Annotated in this window: 14 protein-coding genes; 10 read left to right on the plus strand and 4 right to left on the minus strand. The window is 68.6% G+C overall.

The features are described 5' to 3' along the window. Positions 1-91 precede the first annotated feature (91 nt). The 3 genes from DAT35_RS04785 to DAT35_RS04795 all read left to right on the plus strand — a co-directional run bounded on the left by DAT35_RS04785 (position 92) and on the right by DAT35_RS04795 (position 4,380). Entirely contained in the window at positions 92-1,846 is a 1,755-nt protein-coding gene (locus DAT35_RS04785; protein WP_108065721.1) for a DEAD/DEAH box helicase, read from the plus strand. Beyond that, a complete protein-coding gene (locus DAT35_RS04790) occupies positions 1,843-2,907 on the plus strand; it encodes an RING finger protein (RefSeq protein WP_108065722.1) in 1,065 nt (354 codons plus the stop codon). The genes DAT35_RS04785 and DAT35_RS04790 overlap by 4 nt, the downstream gene beginning before the upstream one ends. Before the next feature lie 63 nt (positions 2,908-2,970). After that, a complete protein-coding gene (locus DAT35_RS04795; RefSeq protein WP_146209567.1) occupies positions 2,971-4,380 on the plus strand; it encodes a hypothetical protein in 1,410 nt (469 codons plus the stop codon). On the opposite strand, the gene DAT35_RS60495 is transcribed toward DAT35_RS04795, so the two are convergent. Then, positions 4,370-4,624 carry a hypothetical protein gene (locus tag DAT35_RS60495; protein WP_233261305.1) on the minus strand — a complete coding sequence of 85 codons (255 nt, stop codon included), beginning with the start codon at positions 4,622-4,624 and terminating at the stop codon, positions 4,370-4,372. The genes DAT35_RS04795 and DAT35_RS60495 overlap by 11 nt on opposite strands. Positions 4,625-4,765: 141 nt before the next feature. On the opposite strand from DAT35_RS60495, the gene DAT35_RS04800 reads away from it, so the two are divergent. Continuing rightward, on the plus strand, positions 4,766-5,698 hold the full coding sequence (locus DAT35_RS04800; RefSeq protein ID WP_233261306.1) for a hypothetical protein: 933 nt from the start codon (positions 4,766-4,768) through the stop codon (positions 5,696-5,698). Between the two features lie 3 nt (positions 5,699-5,701). Here DAT35_RS04800 and DAT35_RS04805 read toward each other — a convergent pair whose 3' ends face one another. Both DAT35_RS04805 and DAT35_RS04810 read right to left on the minus strand, forming a co-directional pair. Then, entirely contained in the window at positions 5,702-6,628 is a 927-nt protein-coding gene (locus tag DAT35_RS04805; RefSeq protein WP_108065724.1) for a hypothetical protein, read from the minus strand. 201 nt (positions 6,629-6,829) lie between these two features. After that, a complete protein-coding gene (locus DAT35_RS04810) occupies positions 6,830-8,944 on the minus strand; it encodes a peptidase (protein WP_108065725.1) in 2,115 nt (704 codons plus the stop codon). A gap of 85 nt (positions 8,945-9,029) precedes the next feature. Between DAT35_RS04810 and DAT35_RS04815 the strand changes: the two genes are divergently transcribed. The 6 genes from DAT35_RS04815 to DAT35_RS04840 all read left to right on the plus strand — a co-directional run bounded on the left by DAT35_RS04815 (position 9,030) and on the right by DAT35_RS04840 (position 14,117). Next, a complete protein-coding gene (locus tag DAT35_RS04815; protein ID WP_108065726.1) occupies positions 9,030-9,875 on the plus strand; it encodes an alpha/beta fold hydrolase in 846 nt (281 codons plus the stop codon). Between the two features lie 10 nt (positions 9,876-9,885). After that, the gene (locus tag DAT35_RS04820) at positions 9,886-10,878 is read left to right on the plus strand and encodes an AraC family transcriptional regulator (protein ID WP_158501552.1); all 993 of its coding nucleotides are present in this window, start codon (positions 9,886-9,888) and stop codon (positions 10,876-10,878) included. Next, positions 10,875-11,585, plus strand: a complete 711-nt coding sequence (locus DAT35_RS04825) for an AzlC family ABC transporter permease (RefSeq protein ID WP_108065728.1) — start codon at positions 10,875-10,877, stop codon at positions 11,583-11,585. The genes DAT35_RS04820 and DAT35_RS04825 overlap by 4 nt, the downstream gene beginning before the upstream one ends. Next, complete coding sequence (locus DAT35_RS04830) at positions 11,582-11,866, plus strand: AzlD domain-containing protein (RefSeq protein WP_108065729.1); 285 nt, start codon at positions 11,582-11,584, stop codon at positions 11,864-11,866. Before DAT35_RS04825 ends, DAT35_RS04830 begins: the two co-directional genes overlap by 4 nt. Positions 11,867-11,943: 77 nt before the next feature. Beyond that, positions 11,944-12,618, plus strand: a complete 675-nt coding sequence (locus DAT35_RS04835; RefSeq protein ID WP_108065730.1) for a GNAT family N-acetyltransferase — start codon at positions 11,944-11,946, stop codon at positions 12,616-12,618. Between the two features lie 155 nt (positions 12,619-12,773). After that, positions 12,774-14,117: a haloacid dehalogenase-like hydrolase gene (locus DAT35_RS04840; RefSeq protein WP_233261307.1), complete on the plus strand. Its 1,344-nt coding sequence runs from the start codon at positions 12,774-12,776 to the stop codon at positions 14,115-14,117. A gap of 33 nt (positions 14,118-14,150) precedes the next feature. Here the strand turns inward: DAT35_RS04840 and DAT35_RS04845 are convergent, their stop codons facing one another. Continuing rightward, positions 14,151-15,344, minus strand: coding sequence for a leucine-rich repeat domain-containing protein (locus tag DAT35_RS04845; RefSeq protein ID WP_158501553.1), 1,194 nt, complete (start codon positions 15,342-15,344; stop codon positions 14,151-14,153). Positions 15,345-15,492: the final 148 nt, after the last annotated feature.

Consider the following 15,492-nt stretch of genomic DNA (forward strand, 5'->3'; position numbering starts at 1 on the left):
ATGAAGGCTCCGGCCCTGGCGGGGGCGGCCCACCACGGACTCCCCCATGGGTCCTGGAGGCCCCCGTGCGTCCCGATGGAGTGGAAACGCCATGCACAGCACCCTGGAGACAGGCCTTGAGCTCGCGCCACTCGAGCAGCAAACCCTGACGCCGCTCCTCGCCCATCCAAAGGACTCCGTGGCCGCCGTGGCCCACACCTTGCGGGCCCATGCCCTCGCGGCCGCCGAGCAGTTCGAGGAGTTGCTCGCCTTCTCCTCCCTCCACGGAGTGGAGCCCCATGCCTACCAACTCGAGACGGTTCGCCGGGTGCTGCGCCAGCACCGGGGCCGCACCCTGCTCGCCGACGAGGTCGGTCTGGGCAAGACGGTGGAGGCACTCATGGTGCTGCGCGAGTACCAGTTGCGCGGCATGGTGCGCCGGGTGCTGGTGCTGGTGCCGCCCGCGCTCGTCCTCCAATGGAAGGGCGAGCTGGCCGCCAAGGCCGGCCTCGAGGCCCAGACGCTCTCTGACCACGCCCCCGGCACACCGGCCGAGTCCTTCTGGCAACGCGAGGGGGTGCTCATCGCCTCGCTGGCCCAGGCCCGAAGCGCCCGGCACGCACCGCTCGTCCAGGCACAGCCGTGGGACCTGGTCATCGTCGACGAGGCCCACCACGTGAAGAACCGGCGCACGCTGGCCTGGAAGCTGGTGGATGGGCTCAAGAGCCGCTTCCTCCTGCTGCTCACGGCGACCCCGGTGGAGAACGACCTGGAGGAGGTCTACAACCTCGTCACCCTGCTACGGCCCGGGCAGCTCGCCACGCCCACCGACTTCCGGCGCCAGTACGTGGACTCGAAGGACCCCACCTCGCCACGCAACCGGGAGAAGCTGCGGCGCCTGCTGTCCGAGGTGCTCATCCGCAACACCCGGGCCCGCTGCGGGCTGAAGCTGCCGCCGCGCTACGTGACGACGGTGGCGGTGGAGCCGCTGGAAGGCGAGCGCGCCCTGTACACCGAGGTCCTGGGCTTCCTCCAGCGCCACGCGGGCGAGGCTCGGGCCCGGCTCTCCGCCTCGACGTTGTTGCTGGAGGCCGGGTCCAGCCCCGCCGCGGTACGCGGGACCCTGCACCGCCAGCGCGAGCGCCACCTCCACGCAGAGGACGGACGCTCACCCACCGTCGCACGCGAGCTGGAGCGCTTGGGACTCCAAGCCGAGACGGTGCGCGCGTCAGCCAAGGCCCGGGCCCTGGTGGACATCCTGCGCGCCCACCGCGAGCAGGTGCTCGTCTTCAGCCGCTACCGCGAGACGCTCGGCTATGTGGAGCAGGTGCTGGAGGAAGCGGGAGTGCCCCGCGAGGTGGTGCATGGGGGGATGAGCCAGACACAGAAGCACGAGGCCCTCGAGCGCTTCCGCGCCGGTGCCCCCGTGCTGCTGGCCACGGACGTGGGCAGCGAGGGGCACAACCTCCAGTCCTGTCACGTGCTGGTGAACTTCGACCTGCCGTGGAATCCCATGGTGATTGAACAGCGCATCGGCCGGCTGCACCGCTTCGGGCAGACGGAGGAGGTGCGCGTCTACAACCTCTGCGCGAAGGGGACGGTGGAGGAGCGGGTGCTGGACGTGCTGGACCGGCGCATCCACCTCTTCGAGCTGGTGGTGGGGGAGATGGACATGGTGCTGGGCAACCTCGCCGACGAGCGCGACCTGGAGGAGCGCATCCTCTCCATCTACGCCGAGCCCCGGGGTGAGGAGGAAGTGGCGCGGGCCTTCGATGCCATCGCGGAAGAGCTGGCACAGGCGCGCGGGCAGTACGAACGGACGCGAGCACTGGACGCGGCGCTCTTCGGAAAGGATTTCGAGGCATGAGGGAGGGAGAGGTACGGGTGGTGCCGGATCCACTCGCATTCACGGCCCAGGCGCTCGCGCGACGGGGGGCGCTCCTGGAAGTGGCGCAAGGGGGTGAAGTGCTGGCGCTGCTACCGCCGGAGCTCTCCCGGGAGATGGGCCTGTCCGAGGAGGTGCGGCTGTCGGCGGTGGGAGCTGAGGACGCGGTGGCGTGCGGCCTGGGGACACCGCTCCTGGAAGCGGTGGTGGGGGCCGCCCGGCGGGAGGTGCCGATCACGGCGGCGCGGGTCGTGAGGGAGCAGGCTCCCAAGGTGGGGCACGCGCGCAGCCTGGCCGAGCGTTTCGTCATCCGCAACGGCGTGGCCGAGGTGCTCGAGGCGGCGGGGGCTGAGGCCACATACCTGGTGGCGTGGCTGGCGTACGTGGCCGAGGCGGACGAGCGGCACGAAGGGGTGGTGACGTTGGGGGTGCACGCGCAGGAAGGGGCGGTGCCAGAGGAGGGATTCATCACCGCGTGCGACGTGGGCGGCGAGGGAACACTAGCGCCGTGGCGAGAGCCGACGGTGGTCCCCGGTGCGGAGCAATGGCTGGCGCGCTACACGCCAGCGGAGGAGGAGCGAGCGCTGCGAGGGTTGAGAGAGGCGACGGCCCGGCGGCATGAGAGGGATTACGAGCGTATGGCCGAGTACTACGCGGCGATGGTGGCGGAGGCGCGAGCGCCCCGGCGGAGGGTGGACGGAGCCGCAGTGGAGGCCAAGGTGCAACACCTGCAGGCGGAGCGGGACAACAAGCTGAGGGCTCTGGCGGATCGCTTCACCTTGCGCGTGCACACCCGGCTGGCGGCGGCTCTCTGGGTGCTGGCACCGGTGGCCCGCGTGCGACTCCACGTAAGGCGGCGTAAGGGCTCGCGCGAGCTGGTGCTGCGGCTGCCGGCGGGAGCCCAGGGGTTCGACCGGCTGCCCTGCGAGGGCTGCCAGGGCACCACCGAGCGGCCCGCCCTCTGTGACGAGCGACTCCATGTGCTGTGCGAGACGTGCGTTCCCCTGGCCTCCGGCCGCCCCCGCTGTCCCGCATGCGGGTGAATGGGGTTACCGCCCTCACAATCCCTGTTCCGGTGGCGGTGACGACATGGGAATGTGGCGGACATGAGATGGCTTCGCCTGCTTGTCCTTCCGCTGGTGCTGGCCCTGGCCGCGCCGGGCACGGGCTGCACCGAGGACGAGCCCTACGTCCGCACCCTTCCGCCCGTCGACGAGCCGCCCTTTGACTACGGCCTGTACTGCGATGCCCAGGGGCAGCCAGTCAATGAAGAAGCTCCCGTCCTCCTCGTGCGGCGGCCTTCTCACCTCGAGCGGGTGTACGCCGACGCGCAGCGTGGTGAGGCGCGCGCTCAGGAGTTGTTCCGGCACATCGAAGGCACCTTCGTCGCCAGCGGCCTGTACATCGCCGACGAGGTGACGTCCCCGCGCTGCCTCGCCCTGCCCCTGCCCGGATGCAAACCGGACTGGAGCTTCCTGGACAGGCTGCTGCCCTCGCATGGGCCTGGGGCGCAGCGCCTGCGCGAGGTGATGGGAACGGCTTTTACCGAGCGGGCCCGCGTGCGCGGCATGCGCAATGCCCTCATCTCCTCGTCCGTGAGCGCACTGCTGGCCATCACCGTGGTGAAGGGGCAGTTGAAAGGTGCCGCGGCGGAGGGAAGCGCCGAGGGAAAGGCAATGGTGGCCGCCACCGAGGGGCGGACACTCGTAGCCGCCACCACCGAAGCTGAGGTGCTCGAGGCCCGGCTGGCGGAGGCCGAGGCCGCGTCCCCCGCGGCCCGCTACCCGGCGGAGCCCTCCGAGCTCGCCCGCTTCCGCCCCTCCTTGCAGAGCCCGCCCACGGGCGTGACTGCCGGAGACACGTTGTGGGGCGAGTACGTGGCCTACTGGGAGCAGCGCTACGCGGAGGTGGCCGGCCAGGGTCCTCCCTCCGCCCGGCCAAATGCGCCAAAGCCGCCCCTCAAGCCGAAACCGCCCCTCAAGTGGGAGGGCTACCACGTCATGCGCGCCGACTTCCGGCGCGGCACGGTGTTCCAGGGCTCGGTGGGCCAGATGCTGCGGCGAGAATTGGAGCTACCGGAGATGGTCCGGCGCCTGCTGCGCGGCATGCGCAAGCCCCGGCTGGACGAAAACCTCGGCCTCAAACACCCAGGCAGCACCTCCCTCACCTACCCCGACCAGATCGCCGTGGATGAGGCTACGATTGGGCCCGGCTTGAGGGTGCGCGTGGAGACCTTCAGCAACAAGAGCCACGACTTCAAAGGCTGGAGTGAGAAAGACATCTTCAATCAAGTCGTGGCGGATGTGAAAGAAGCCCAGGTGAAGTACGGAGGTATCGTGCAGGTACGCCGCCCTGGCCATCCGCTCTTCGGGCAAGACGTTCCCGTATCCCGAGTCCACCTTGTGTATGACTCCGAAACATTGACCCTCCGACTCAAACAGGAAATCGCCAAGGTACCCAGCAACAACAAAATCAATGTCGAAATCCACTTCCATGATGTCCCTCCTACACCCTGACGAATGGAACAAGTCGGACGTCCTCGACTTCGAGTTCTTCTCTTCCGTCAACCCGTTCGACCGGGGCCATGAAGGTCTGGACGACGTGCTCGACGTCGTTGAATCCATCGATGAGGAACTGCGTCCGGGTAGGATCTCGTTCGAGCGTGGCCGCAAGCGAAAGTACTCGCGTCAGCTCATGCATGACAGATTTCCTGAGTTCCGGTTCATGGAACACACCTTCATCACTCTCGAATGCGCCCATGTTCCCGAGGCGTACTTCCGCATTCACGGCAGCACGGACGATGAAGGCTCGATTTCTTCCCTGACACTCCGAATCATCCCGTTCGCTTGGTGCTGTGAGTCCGGAAAGCAAGAGGAACGCGCTGCCGGGCTGGTGTCGGTGGTGAGAGCCCTTGCCTCCCGCCTGCCGCTCTCCTTCGGCCTGTCGCATAGCGACACCGATCAAATCCTCGACACTGACCCGGAGAATCCCGGTCCACCCATTCCCCCACGGGTGGAACGGATGTATTGGCTCAACGTGTACGGGCCTCACCTGGTGGAGTCGATCGGCCGCGAGCGCGTGCTGTCCACTCCCGCCTTCCTCGTGGAGGAGCTACCCCACGGCGCCGTGCTCGTACTCACGCGCCCCACTCCCGTGGACTTCGCCTCTGAGGAGGCCCGCCTCGCCCAGGCCCGCGCCCTCGTCCACCTCCGTCCCGACTTGAAGCTGGAGGACGAACTCGCCACCCTCCACCGCCGCTCCCTCACATTCACCCCCATCCCCATCCAATTCGACCCCGACGTGGCCGATATCCTCCTCGAGGAAATGGAGTTCGAGGGCCTCTTCCAACAACGCCAGGTCGTCGAGCGCTACAACACGTACCACCCGCCCCCCGTCTCCGAGTGGCTTTCCGCCAGCCAGCAGCCCGGGTCCGATGTGCCCGACGTCCAGGCCGCCATCGCCCTCTACGAAGACACCTACGTCCGGCAACTCCTCGACCTGCTGCACAGAGGAGTGCCCTCTGTCATGGACCGCTCGCCCGAGTCCCTGCCCCACCTCGACTGGGATTCCTGGCGCACGGCCCGGGGCTGGCGTTTCCCGTACGAGAAGGACACCCGCCTCATCCCCGTCGGCGCCTACCTCGGCATGCTGCTGGTGAAGGAGCTGGGCGGGAAGTGGGTGCCCCGGCGCAACCTGGACGAGGCCGCCGTAGTGGTGGGCGACAGGGCCTGGCTGCCCTTCCTTCGCGCCCGCCATCACCTGCAGGGCAGCAATGCTCCGCTGGACTTCTCCCTCACCCAATTCTTCCGCGAAGCACGGCGCCTGCGCGGCTGACAGCTACCCCTGTACCTGGCGAGTGACGGGCTCCCAGCCGAGGGTGACGAGCTGGAGGAGCTCGACGCCGAGCAGCTCCGGGTAGCGCTGCAACCACGCGGTGCGCTCCGGCGTGACGGGCTCTCCGTTCCACAGCACCTGTCCCCCAGCGCTCGCCCGCAACCGCACGGCCGCGTCGAAGGTGCTGTGCGCAGTCTTCGCGAAGGGAGCCTCTCCCCACTGCGGCCAGATCAGCAGCTCGTCCGAGGCGTGGGGATTGAGATGGAACCATGTCACCGGCTCATCGGAAGCTCGATCAAACCAGACACCTTGCTCCCCCCGTATCTCCACGCCCAGACCCTCCGGCGGGGACCCCAACAACTTCGTCAACGGTGGCAGCCTGGGGTGCTTGAGCCTCAGCGCCAGCAGGTTCGGGGCTTCATCCTGTCCGCCCGCGGGGAACTCGAGGGGCATCCGGACCGCGGTGTAGAGCTGCTCGCGGCTCAGCTGCCACCGATGCGCCATCTCCCGCGTGTACTCGCCCTGGACGTCCCTGAGCTGGCTGAGGGACTCCACCGTCACTTCCCGGCCGTGTACCCCCTCGAAGGCGAGCAGGCCCAGCTCCTCGTTGACCATGGCCGCGAACGAGAGCAGCTCGTACATGTTGGCCATGAAGAAGGGGCTGGTGCCACTCACCGTGAGCTGGATGGTCCCCGTCCGAGGGCCGTTGTTGGGCCGCACGCCCGCCATCAGCAGAGGGGCCAGGGCTGGCGGCTCACCCCCGCGAAACACCCAGGTGGCCCCATCGGGCCGGCGTACCTCCTGCGTGGGTCGGGAGCGCGCGAGCAATCCCAGGCAGGTACGCAGATTCTCGAGCGTGAGCCGGTCCGGCGCACCGGCCCGGACGTCCTCGTAGCGGCGGTGCGACGTCAACCAGACGGAATAGGGCATGGGAGAGGTTCCTCGGTTCCTGACCAATGAGGATCAGCACCTACGCCACCACGGGCCAGGCCGTCGACAAGGATGTGGCCTCAAACGGCCATGGCCCTGCCTGCTCGTGTGACGGCCAGACCCTCGACGCCCGGCTCCCTGCTCGCCTGCGGATGAGCCGGGCCCTGCTTGTACGCTCCGGCCCGAGCCGTGGGAAGAAGGCTACCGTCTCGGCGGAGGGAGCTTCCGGTACTCCTCCGAGAGCGCCTCCGGTGAAGCGGCGAGCCGTGCCGCCACCCGCGTGGCCTCGTCGGGTGATAGCTTGCCCAGCACGCTGCGCTCCAGGTGTTGCTCGATGAAGCCCTGATCGTGCCGCACCTGCACGTCCGTCAGTCGGCCCTTCCCGTCCACCACCGGCACCAGCCGCGGCGAGATGAGCAGCACCTCCGCCGGGACGTCCACCGCCCGCACGCGCGCCACCACCTCGTCGCGCAGCTTCGGGTCGAACCGGATGCCCTTCTCGCGCACCAGCTTCTGGATGCCCTCGTAATCACCCGTGGCCTTGATGACCATCAGCTTCGAGAGCAGCTCGCCCACCGCCGCGTGCATCTTCCCGTAGTCCTCCACCACCCAGTACGTGCGCCCCGGCTGGCCTGCCCCGCCGCCCTCCGTCACCTGCTTCACCGCGCCCTTCTCCATCAGGAAGCTCACCGTCATGTGGTGGCCTCGCTGGTGGTCCTCCTCGAAGGCGTCGCCCTTCGGCACCTGGTTGAGGTTGGTGAGCCCCTCCACCAGGAAGTCTCGGTACATCTGCTCGGCGATGCGCTCGTGGTCCGGCGACAGTTCGGCCAGCGACGGATCGAACGCGTACCAGAGCGCCACCAGATCCGCCCGCGCCTCCTCCAATGTGTTGTCGTACTCCTTGAGATAGCGCGACGGATTGCCCCCGAGCTTGGGGTCCACCTGCCCCGACGCGTGCCCCATCACCTCGTGGAAGGCCACCAGCCACTTGCGCGCGGTGACGGTGTACTTGCGCGCCCGTTCGGCCTCCTCGGGCGTGCGGGAGAACTCGATGGCCAGTGGCAGCCGCTTCATCGCCGCCGCGGCCTCCATCACATTCGCGATGAGCACGCTCTTGCTGCCGTACTTCTCGCGGATGTGCTGCTCGTTGGGCAGGTTGATGCCCGCGGGCGGATTGGGATTCGTGTCCACCAGGTTGATGGCCTTGGCCACCGGCGTCGTCACCTTCTTGCGCTTGTACGCATCCGGCCAGGGCATCCGGTTCTCGAAGTCCTGGGCCCGGCGGGCGATGAGCTCCATCACCCGGTTCTCCTTCGCGTCCCGGTAGTTGATGAGCGCCTCCCACTGTCCCTTCTGGCCCCGCGCGTCCACGTACGTCTCGATGAACCCGAGGTTGGCGTCCACCGTGGGGTTGGCCTTCAGCCAGGCGATGTTGTACGCGTCCCAGTCCTTCAGGTCGCCCGTCTCGAAGTAGCGCACCAACTTCTCGAGCGCGGCCTTCTGGTCCTTCGGCGCGGACTTCGCCGCCTCTCGCAAATCCGCGATGACGCGCGAGAGCTCCTCGGCGTACAGCCCGCGCGGCACCTTCCCATCCGGCGTGCCGGCGCGGAACACCTGCTCCACCAGCTTCCCGTCCACCTTCACCACGCGCGAGTTGAGCGGGTTCTTCTCCTGGAAGCCCTCCAGGTCCTTCAGCGACACGCCCCGGCCATACGCCGTGTTCGCCGAGGCCGTGAGGAGGTCCTGGCCCGCCGGAGGCGTCTTCGCGGTGAGCTGCGGCTCGAAGCCCGCGTCGAAGAGCGAGGGCCTCAGTCCGCCCAGCCACGCCTTCAGCTCCGCCTCGTCCTTCACACCGAAGGGAGCTCCGGCCTTCAGCGCCCGCAGCGCCGCGGCCTCCAGCTCGGCCGGAGTGAAGTCGGGGACGAACTTCTGGCCCGTCACCTGGTCATGGTTGCCCGACTGGCCGTAGAAGCGCGCCAGGTAGTCCGCGAGCTTCGCGTCGAAGGAGCCGGACTCCGCATGGCCCTCGCGGCCGAAGAGGTACACGCCCTCCAGCAGCCGCTTGAGGGCGACCGTGTCCCAGCCGAGCTGGTCATACGCAATCTCCTCGCCCGCGTGCGCCGCGAGCGTGAGGTACCAGGCCACGCGCTTCTCGTCCCGGGACAGCGTGGGCACGCCCGGCGCGTACAGGCGGGCGATGGCATCGTGACCCAGCCGCGCCACGAAGAAGGTCTGGGCGCTGGAGTCGGTCGAGGGCGGAGAAGGCTTCGTCTGCGGAGTGACGGCGAGCACCGCCGCCAGGAAGAGGGCTTTCATGGAGGCTCCGGGAAACGTTCAGCGGCCGCACGGTTAGCACCCGGGACCTCCTGCCACCAGCAGCGCGCGGTGCTATAGCCCCGGCATGACCACCCCACCTCCTCCCGTCCGGGATTTCGCCGCGGTGAACGGGGCTCGCCTGCACTACGAGCTCCAAGGTGATGGTTTCCCGGTCGTGCTGCTCCACGGTGGCCTGCTCGACCTGCGCATGTGGGACGGGCAGGCCGGACCGCTCGCCCGGCACTTCACCACGCTGCGCTATGACCTGCGCGGCTTCGGAAAGACACAGGCGCCCCTCGGACAGCCGTACGCGGGTCACGAAGATTTGCGCGCCCTGCTCGACCACTTCTCCATGGACCGCGTCCATGTCATCGGCCACTCGCTCGGCGGACGATTCGCGCTCGACTTCGCCCTGGCATTCCCTGAACGCGTCTCCTGCCTCGTCCTCGTGGCTCCCGGCATCAACGGCGCTCCGCCCTCCCCCGAGGAGTTCTCCTGGTACATGTCGCTCCTGGGCTCGGGACGGGAGAAGGACCCCCAGGCGGTCCTCGAGGCGTGGCTCGGCAGTGACTACCTCGCCGCCGCCATGGCTCGCCCCGACCTGGCTCCCGTGGTGCGCCAGTGGACGCTCGACAACCAGGGGAGCCTGAGCGCTGGCGCACACCTGGCCCAGGCCCTGGAGCCCACCGCCCATACCCGGCTGGAGCAAGTCCTCTCGCCCACGCTCATCGTCGTGGGAGACAAGGACAACCCTGCGATGCTGAGGAACGCGGAGGAGCTGGCCCGGCGCGTGCCCGCCCCCACGCTCGTCACCCTGCCGGGCGTGGGCCACCTCCCCAACCTGGAGCGCCCCGGGGACTTCAACCGCGCCGTCCTCGACTTCCTCCTGGCGCAAGTTTCTACAAGACCCCCGGGTGCCCCCCTCCGTTAGACTCATGGCCGTGAGCGTCGACCCCCTCGCCACCGTCCGGCGCATGGCCCGCTCCGGGTCCACCCCGGCGGCGCCTGCCTCCCGGGCACGCACGCCTCGCCCCGCCCTGGCGCACGCGGCCCCGCCTCCGGGAGTGCTGAGCCCTCGCGAGGAGTGCACCCTCTGGCTCGTCGAGGAGCTCGGCGGCCTGGAGATGCTCAAGGCCACCTACATCACCCACACTTTCGCGCCGCACACCCATGACGGCTTCGCCATCGGCGTCATCGAGCGGGGCGTCGAGTCCTTCCGATGCCGCGGGCAGATGCAGCACGCCGCGGCGGGCAGCGTCGTCGTCGTCAACCCGGGTGACGTGCACACCGGCCAGTCCGGCGAGGAAGAAGGCTTCTCGTACCGGATGCTCTACCCGGACGCGAAGCTGCTCGCGGACGTGGCCACGGAGCTGAGCGGCCGCATCCAGGGCGTTCCCGACTTCCGCTCGCCCGTCATCGAGGACCCGGAGATCGCCACCCGCATCCGCGCCCTCCATGCCGCGCTGGAGCGACCGAGCTCCGCGCTCGAGCGCCAGTCCCTGCTGCTCGCCACCCTCGCTCCCCTGGTGAGCCGCCACAGCGAAGCGCGAGTGGCGCCGCGCGTGGAGAGACCCGAGCACGCGGCGGTGCGCCGGGCGCTCGACTACCTCGAGGCCCACCCCGGAGAGAACGTCACGCTGGAGGAGCTCGCGCGGGTCGCGGGCCTGAGCGTCTTCCACCTCGTCCGGGTGTTCCGCCGCGAGCGGGGATTGACGCCGCATGCCTGGCAGCTCCAGGTGCGCATCCGCCGGGCCCGGGAGCTGCTCGTGCGCGGCATGCCTCCGGGGCAGGTGGCCGCCGAGCTGGGTTTCACGGACCAGAGCCACCTGACGCGCGAGTTCAAGCGGCGGATTGGAGTGACGCCGGGCCGCTATGCCGCGAGCGCAATCGCATCCAAGACGCGGACAGCGCCGGGCCCTACGCTGGGGGCATGAATCCGTTTCATCGCGACTTCGCTCGAGGTTTCCGGGCGGTCGTCCCCCTGTGGTTGGGAGTCATTCCATTCGCCTTCGCCTACGCGGTGACGGCGCGCAATGGCGGGCTGAGCCTCGCGGAGACGCAGCTCATGAGCCTGCTCGTCTTCGCCGGGGGCTCCCAGTTCAGCGCCGCGGGCCTCTTCGCCACCGGCGCCTCGGGCGTGGAGATCATCCTCACCACCTTCCTGCTCAACGTGCGCCATGTGCTCTACGGCATGTCCCTCACCCGGCAGGTGCCGATGTCGAGCGCGCAGCGGCTCGTGGCGGCGCACTTCCTCACCGACGAGGCCTACGGGGTGACGCTCGCCTCCGGTGAGTCCTCCTTCGCCTTCCTGCTCGGCGCCGAGCTGAGCCTGTTCCTGCCCTGGAACGTGACCACCGGCGTGGGCGCGCTCGCCGGGCAGGTGATTCCGGACCCCTCGCGGCTCGGGGTGGACTTCGTCTTCCCGCTCGCCTTCCTCGCCCTGCTCATCCCGCTGCTGAAGGGCTGGACCGAGGTGCTCGTCGCGGCCTTCTCTGGCCTGCTGGCGCTCGCCCTGTCGCGGGTGGCCCCGGGAGGCGTCGCCGTCCTCGTGGCGGGAGTCGCGGGCAGCCTGCTCGGCGCCCTCTTCACCGCGGATGGCACCCCGAGCCCCCGTCCCACCCAGGAGGAGGCCTCCCCATGAACGCGCTGCCCATTCTGCTGGGAATGGCGGGGGTGACGTACGCCTCGCGGCTCGCCGGACTCTGGATGCATGCGCGCGTGCCCGCCTTCTGGATGCGCTTCCTGCGCTTCGTCCCCATCGCCGTGTTCGCCGCGCTCGTGGTGCCCGCGCTCCCGGGCGAGCACGGTGAGACGGGGGCCCGGTTCCTCGCCGCCGGACTCTCGGCGCTGGTCAGCTGGCGCTTCCGCAAGCTCTGGCTCGGGCTCGCCACCGGCATGGCCGCCTACTGGCTGTTTCGCTGACCGGACATTCCACCCGGGGGTCCCTTGACGCAGCGCGGCATCCCCTTGGATGCTTGAACTTCCAAGGGGGTCCTCGGATGCCGCCACAGCGTCGCTTCGATACCCGGTGGCGAGAGCGGCTGACGCTCGCCGATGGGACGGAGGTGGAGCTCCGGCTGATCCAGCCGGAGGACGCGGAGTTGCTGCGCCAGGGCTTCGAGCGGCTCTCGGCGCGCTCGCGGGTCGGACGCTTCCACGGACCCAAGCCTCGGCTGCTGGAGCACGAGGTGCGCTACCTCACCTCGGTGGACGGGGAGCAGCACCTGGCGCTGGGCGCGGTGACCCGGGGGCCCGAGGGACACGAGGAGGGAGTGGGCATCGCCCGGTTCATCCGCCTGGCCCACGCCCCCGAGGTCGCCGAGGCCGCCATCACCGTGGTGGACTCGGCGCAAGGCAAGGGGCTCGGCCGCATCCTGCTGGAGCGGCTCGTGGAAGCGGCGCGAGAGCGCGAGGTGGAGCGCTTCGAGTGCCGCATCCTCCCCGGGAACATCGCCATGTTCCGCCTGCTGGATGACCTCACCCCGGACGACACATCCGAGGAGGATGAGGACGCGCGCTGCTTCAGCGTGCCGCTGACGAACACACCGCGCAGGAAATGGAACCTGTTGCTGCTGCTGCTGGGGCTCGCCGCCCGAGGGGCGCTGACCGTGCTCGGGCCGGCGCGGGGAGGAGCGGAAGCACCCGACGCGCCGCCTCCCGCGGACGAGCCCTAACAAGCTGGGCGTGAGTCCCACCGCCCGCAGTTGTCGAAGGAACACCCCGGCCGTTTCGCGAGGTTTCCCGGGGACCCCTTCTCCTACCGTTGTCGTGGGTCCGGGCGCCGCGGGGCGACATGCCCGTGACGGCCCTCCCTCACAGGAGAAGCCCCATGACGCATTCCCACCGAAGCCACGCAGGAGTCCGCCTTTCCGCGCTCGCACTGGCCGGATGGCTCGCTGGCAGTGTCCTCGCCTGCTCGGGCCCACAGGGTCCCGAAGGTCCCACGGGGCCCCAGGGCTCCCCGGGGAAGGACGGCGTGCCCACTCCGGTGCGTCTGTTGGACGACAAGGTCGGGCGCTGGCTCCCGGAGAACCGCACCCGGCTCAACGAGATGATCTCCTCGCTGGGCATCGCCAGCCCGGCGTTCGACCCCAAGAACCGCCCCGTGGCCGTGTTCGACTGGGACAACACCGTCGTGAAGAACGACCTGGGGGATGCCACCTTCTTCTGGATGCTCCGGCACGACAAGGTGCTCCAGCCCATGGACAGGGATTGGAGCACCACCAGCCGCCACCTCACGCCCGAGGGCCGCGCGGCCCTCAACACCGCCTGTGATGCCGCCGCCGCTCCGGGCGAGCCCCTCCAGACGAGCACCCACACCGATTGCGCGGACGAGCTCGTCAGCATCTATGACAGTGGCAAGACACGCGCGGGTCAGAGCGCCTGGAACAACCGCATCACCCTGACGCTCAACACCTCATATGCCTGGGTGGCCCAGCTCCAGGCCGGCTACACACCGGAGGAGCTGCGCGCCTTCGCCCGCTCCGCCTACGCGGAGAACGCCTTCAACCCGCCGGGCACCACGCAGACCGTGGGCACCACGTCCGGGCTCGCCTTCCACGTCCAGGCATACGAGGAGATGGTCGACCTCATCGAGACGCTCCAGGCGAACGGCTTCGACGTCTGGGTGGTCACCGCCTCGCCGCAGTTCGTCATCGACGCCGTCTCCGAGGAGCTGGTCGGCATCAAACCCAACCGGGTGATTGGCATCCGCACGGTGACGGATGCGCGAGGACGCGTGACGCCCCACCTTCAGGGCTGCGGCACCGTGGCCGATGGAGCGGACACGCTCATCACCTACGACCAGGGCAAGCGCTGTTGGATCAACAAGGTCATCTTCCACCAGTCCGCGGAGCAACAACTGACGCGCGTGGCGGACGAGCGCATGCGGCAGGTGTTCGCGGCTGGGGACTCGGACACGGACCTCTCCTTCGTGCAGGACGCGACGCACCTCAAGCTGGCCATCAACCGCAACAAGGTGCAGCTCATGTGCAACGCCTACGCGAACCGCCAGGGCCGGTGGCTGGTACAGCCCATGTTCATCCAGCCCCGTGCCAAGGGGGCCAGCTATCCCTGCACCACCGCGCTCGACGCGGCCGGACAGCCCATCACCGACGAGGAGGGCAACCGCTTCACCCAGGACTACGAGGACCGCGTCTACGCGCTGCCTTGACGCCGCATGCACCTGGGACGCGGCGAGCAGGTGTCACAGGTAGACCATGCATCCACGCTGCTCGAGCCGCTCCAACCACTCGGGAAGTGATGACAGCTTGTTCCATCGCAGGTCGAGCTTCTCGAGGTTCGGAAGCTCTCCGATGCTCGAGGGGAGGGAGCGCAGCATGTTGCCCCTCAAGTCGAGGTACGCGAGATGGGTCAACCCGTCGAGCGACTCGGGGAGCGCACCCAACCTGTTGTTCCTCAAGTCGAGCTCCAGGAGGTGAGAGAGTCCTCCGATGGACTCGGGGAGAGACGTCAACCGGTTGTTCTCCAGGCTGAGCTTCCTGAGACGCGTCAATTGGCCGATGGACTCGGGGAGCGAGACCAGCGCGTTGTTCTTCAGATGGAGCTCCTTGAGGCTCGCCAGCTGACCCAGCGATTCAGGGAGCACCTCCAGCTGATTGTTGTAAAGGCGGAGCTCCGTGAGCGCCGCCATCCCGCCCAGGGTTTCGGGGAGGGCCCGCAGCTTGTTGTCCGTGACGTTGAGATACCTCAGCACCTTCAGATTCCCGAGCGACGCGGGCAGGGACCTCAACTGGTTGTCGCTGAGGTAGAGGAAACCCGAGAGCCCGGTCAGATGGCCGATCGACTCGGGAAGCTGGGTCAACGCGTTGTGACCCAGGTCCAGCATTCGCAGCTTCGACAGCTCCCCGATACCTTCGGACAGGGACGCGAGCTTGTTCTCCCCGAGGTCCAGCGTCTCGAGGTCCCTCAAGCTCCAGAGCGACTCGGGCACGGAGGTCAGGAGGTTCTTTCCCAGACGCAGGTCCTTGAGTCCACGCAGACGGCAGAGACTCTCCGGAACGGCCGCGAGCCGGTTGCCACGCGCGTCCAACCGCTCGAGGCGCACCAATCGCTCGATGGCCGTGGGCAGGGAGGAGAGCCGGTTGCCGTCCACGAAGAGCTGCTCGAGCCCGGCCAACTCACCCAGCGACTCGGGGAGCGACGCGAGCTGATTGCCGTCGGCCAGGAGCCGCGTGAGGCGCGACAAACGGCCCATGCTCTCCGGGAGGGAGGAGAGCTGGTTTCCCGTCACGTCGAGCTGTTGGAGGTGGGTGAGCTCACCGAGTGACTCGGGGAGAGCCGCCAGACTACGGCCTCGGAGCGACAAGGCGAGGACGGTGCCGTTCTCCGTGCGGATGCCGGCGCCTTCGACAGCACCATCGATCCGATCCCTCATCATGACAGGAATGGATTCACTTTCTGGGTGCCGACCCGCGTTCCAAATCAGTGCTTCGAAGTCATCTGCGATTGTCATCTGGGTGTTTTCCGAGGAGGATTCTGCTTTCTTCCATGAGTCCGCGGGCGGAGCGCAAGAAGAATCAACTCCC

Origin of the sequence: Vitiosangium sp. GDMCC 1.1324 (genome assembly GCF_003044305.1) — a bacterium.
Lineage (GTDB): Bacteria > Myxococcota > Myxococcia > Myxococcales > Myxococcaceae > Archangium.

Coding starts and splice junctions, on each gene's coding strand:
- DAT35_RS04785 (WP_108065721.1), top strand. CDS start 92: ATGCACAGCACCCTGGAGACAGGCCTTGAGCTCGCGCCACTCGAGCAG.
- DAT35_RS04790 (WP_108065722.1), top strand. CDS start 1,843: ATGAGGGAGGGAGAGGTACGGGTGGTGCCGGATCCACTCGCATTCACG.
- DAT35_RS04795 (WP_146209567.1), top strand. CDS start 2,971: ATGAGATGGCTTCGCCTGCTTGTCCTTCCGCTGGTGCTGGCCCTGGCC.
- DAT35_RS60495 (WP_233261305.1), bottom strand. CDS start 4,624: ATGGGCGCATTCGAGAGTGATGAAGGTGTGTTCCATGAACCGGAACTC.
- DAT35_RS04805 (WP_108065724.1), bottom strand. CDS start 6,628: ATGCCCTATTCCGTCTGGTTGACGTCGCACCGCCGCTACGAGGACGTC.
- DAT35_RS04810 (WP_108065725.1), bottom strand. CDS start 8,944: ATGAAAGCCCTCTTCCTGGCGGCGGTGCTCGCCGTCACTCCGCAGACG.
- DAT35_RS04815 (WP_108065726.1), top strand. CDS start 9,030: ATGACCACCCCACCTCCTCCCGTCCGGGATTTCGCCGCGGTGAACGGG.
- DAT35_RS04825 (WP_108065728.1), top strand. CDS start 10,875: ATGAATCCGTTTCATCGCGACTTCGCTCGAGGTTTCCGGGCGGTCGTC.
- DAT35_RS04830 (WP_108065729.1), top strand. CDS start 11,582: ATGAACGCGCTGCCCATTCTGCTGGGAATGGCGGGGGTGACGTACGCC.
- DAT35_RS04835 (WP_108065730.1), top strand. CDS start 11,944: ATGCCGCCACAGCGTCGCTTCGATACCCGGTGGCGAGAGCGGCTGACG.
- DAT35_RS04840 (WP_233261307.1), top strand. CDS start 12,774: ATGACGCATTCCCACCGAAGCCACGCAGGAGTCCGCCTTTCCGCGCTC.
- DAT35_RS04845 (WP_158501553.1), bottom strand. CDS start 15,344: ATGATGAGGGATCGGATCGATGGTGCTGTCGAAGGCGCCGGCATCCGC.